This window comes from Streptomyces sp. NPDC054841, from assembly GCF_053611045.1.
The window spans coordinates 1-3253 of the sequence record NZ_JBSGZO010000704.1 but is presented as its reverse complement, the minus strand read 5'-3'; the positions used below and the strand labels follow the sequence as shown (position 1 = coordinate 3253).

Genomic DNA, 3253 nt, shown 5'->3' with positions numbered 1-3253 from the left:
TCACTGCGCGGGGCCCACGATCAGGCCGTTCTCGAAGCGGTCCACACGGACCGTGTCGCCGTCCTCGATCTCTCCCGAAAGGATTTCCTTGGCGAGGCGGTCGCCGATCGCGGTCTGGACGAGGCGGCGCAGAGGCCGCGCGCCGTAGGCCGGGTCGTTGCCCTCCTCGGCCAGCCACTCCAGCGCCGCCGGGGTGACGTCCAGGGTCAGCCGGCGCTCGGCGAGCCGCTTCGCGAGGCGCCCGATCTGCAGCCCGGCGATATGCACCAGCTCGTCCTTCGACAGGGCCGAGAAGACGACGATGTCGTCCAGCCGGTTGAGGAACTCGGGCTTGAACGAGGCCCGCACGACCTCCAGGACCTGCTGCTTCTTCTCCTCCTCGCTCCTCAGAGGCTCGACCAGGCTGTGCCCGCTCAAGAACTGGCTGCCGAGGTTGGAGGTCAGGATCAGGATGGTGTTGCGGAAATCCACCGTCCGGCCCTGGCCGTCGGTCAGCCGGCCGTCGTCGAGGACCTGCAGCAGGACGTCGAAGACCTCGGGGTGCGCCTTCTCCACCTCGTCGAGCAGCACCACGCTGTACGGCCGGCGCCGCACCGCCTCGGTGAGCTGGCCGCCCTCCTCGTAGCCGACGTAACCGGGAGGCGCGCCGACCAGGCGGGCGACGCTGTGCTTCTCGCCGTACTCGCTCATGTCGATGCGGACCATCGCCCGCTCGTCGTCGAAGAGGAAGTCCGCGAGGGCCTTCGCCAGTTCGGTCTTTCCGACACCGGTCGGGCCGAGGAAGAGGAAGGAGCCCGTCGGGCGGTCGGGGTCGGCGATACCGGCCCGCGAGCGGCGCACCGCGTCCGACACGGCCCGTACGGCCTCGGTCTGCCCGATGAGCCGCTTGCCCAGCTCGGACTCCATACGGAGCAGCTTCTGGGTCTCGCCCTCCAGCAGCCGGCCGGCGGGGATCCCGGTCCAGGCGGCGACCACGTCCGCGATGTCGTCCGGGCCGACCTCCTCCTTGACCATGGTGTCCTTCGCGGCCTCCTGCTGGGCCTCGGCCTCGCTGGCCGCCTCCAGCTCCCGCTCCAGCGTGGGGATCTCCCCGTACAGCAGCTTGGACGCGGTGTCGAAGTCACCGTCGCGCTGGGCACGTTCGGCCTGGCCGCGCAGCTCGTCGAGCCTCTCCTTCAGCTCGCCGACGCGGTTGAGGGACTCCTTCTCCTTCTCCCAGCGTGCGGTGAGCCCGCGCAGCTCCTCCTCCTTGTCGGCGAGGTCGCGGCGCAGCTTCTCCAGGCGCTGCTTGCTCGCCTCGTCGGTCTCCTTGGAGAGCGCGAGCTCCTCCATCCTGAGGCGGTCGACGGAGCGCTGCAGCTCGTCGATCTCGACCGGCGAGGAGTCGATCTCCATACGGAGCCGGGACGCGGACTCGTCGACGAGGTCGATGGCCTTGTCGGGCAGGAAGCGGGAGGTGATGTACCGGTCGGACAGGGTCGCGGCGGCGACCAGGGCACTGTCCGCGATCTGCACCTTGTGGTGGGCCTCGTAACGGCCCTTGAGCCCGCGCAGGATCGCGATCGTGTCCTCGACCGACGGCTCGGCGACCAGCACCTGCTGGAAGCGCCGCTCCAGCGCCGGGTCCTTCTCGATCCGCTCGCGGTACTCGTCGAGCGTCGTGGCGCCGACCATGCGCAGCTCCCCGCGCGCGAGCATCGGCTTCAGCATGTTGCCCGCGTCCATCGCGGAGTCGCCGCCGGCGCCCGCGCCGACGACGGTGTGCAGCTCGTCGATGAACGTGATGATCTGGCCCTCGCTCTCCTTGATCTCGGAGAGGACGGTCTTCAGGCGCTCCTCGAACTCGCCCCGGTACTTCGCACCCGCAACCATCGCACCCAGGTCGAGGGCGACCAGTCGCTTGTTGCGCAGCGACTCGGGGACGTCGCCCTTCACGATCCGCTGGGCGAGGCCCTCGACGACGGCGGTCTTGCCGACGCCGGGCTCGCCGATCAGCACGGGGTTGTTCTTGGTGCGGCGCGACAGGACCTGGACGACGCGGCGGATCTCGTGGTCACGGCCGATGACGGGGTCGAGCTTTCCGTCCCTGGCCGCGGCCGTGAGGTCGGTGCCGAACTTCTCCAGGGCCTTGTACTGCCCCTCAGGGTCGGGTGTGGTCACCCGGCGCCCTCCTCTTGCCTTCTCGAACGCTTGCTGCAGCTTCTCCGCGGTGGCGCCCTGCCGGGACAGCACCTCGCCCGCTCGCCCGCCCTTGGCGGCGACACCGATGAGCAGATGCTCGGTGGAGAGGTAGTCGTCGCCGAGCTCCTCGGCGCGCTGCGCGGCGTCGGCGATGACGGCGAGCAGCTCGCGGTTGGGCTGCGGCGGGGCGACGGTGGACCCGGTCACGCTGGGCTGGTCGGCGAGCACCCGCTCCGCCCCGGACCGTACCGCTGCCTGGTCCGCGTCGGTCGCGGCCAGCAGATCGGTGATGTTCTCGTTGTCCTGGCCCGCGAGCAGTGCCAGCAGCAGATGCGCAGGGGTCAGGTCGGGGTGCCCCTCGGACACGGCCCGGGTGGTGGCGGCGTTGAGCGCGTCCCGGCTCCTGTTGGTCAGCTCTGCGTCCACGTGCGGTCTCTCCTCCTCCGAATCACCTTTGACTCACACAACGTACATAAAGTTGAGTCTATTCCACTCAAGGCACTGCCCAGGGTAGTACGCCGAAGTCCCCCGCAGGTAGGTTCCGGGCATGGCCATCGACCCGCGACACCCCGACACGTCCTATCTCAGCTTCTGGCGCGAGTACCACATGTGCACGCTCACGACCCCGCGCCCCGACGGCAGCCCGCACGTCGTCGCGGTGGGCGTCACCTACGACCCGGAGGGCGGCGAGAAGGGCATCGCCCGCGTGATCACCAACAAGCACAGCCACAAGGTCGCGAACGTCCTGGCCGCGGGTTCGGAGGGGGCACGGGTCGCCGTCTGCCAGGTGGACAAGGGCCGCTGGGCGACCCTGGAGGGCCGCGCCACGGTCCGTACGGAGCCGGAGGTGGTCGCGGACGCCGTCGCCCGTTACGCGGAGCGCTACGGACGCACCCCGGCCCCGAACCCGGACCGGGTGGTCATCGAGATCGCGCTCACCCGGGCGATGGGCCGGGCCTGACCCGGGGGTCCGGGACCGCCAGGCGGGGCCCGTCAGCGGCGGGGGCCCGTCATTGGGGCCCGGGGCGCCGGCACCCGTAGAAGCGCAAAGCACAGCGGCGCCATCGTGTTT

2 protein-coding genes are annotated in these 3253 nt (G+C 70.4%); one reads left to right on the top strand and one right to left on the bottom strand.

Annotation, left to right across the window (positions count from 1 at the left end):
• The gene (clpB, locus tag ACWGI8_RS42010; RefSeq protein WP_453668726.1) at positions 1-2607 is read right to left on the bottom strand and encodes an ATP-dependent chaperone ClpB; all 2607 of its coding nucleotides are present in this window, start codon (positions 2605-2607) and stop codon (positions 1-3) included.
• Positions 2608-2728: 121 nt separating this feature from the next.
• Between clpB and ACWGI8_RS42005 the strand changes: the two genes are divergently transcribed.
• A complete protein-coding gene (locus ACWGI8_RS42005; protein ID WP_453668725.1) occupies positions 2729-3142 on the top strand; it encodes a pyridoxamine 5'-phosphate oxidase family protein in 414 nt (137 codons plus the stop codon).
• Positions 3143-3253: the final 111 nt, after the last annotated feature.

What these genes read in the sequence shown, in the direction of transcription:
- ACWGI8_RS42005 (WP_453668725.1), top strand. Translation starts at nt 2,729, where the DNA reads ATGGCCATCGACCCGCGACACCCCGACACGTCCTATCTCAGCTTCTGG.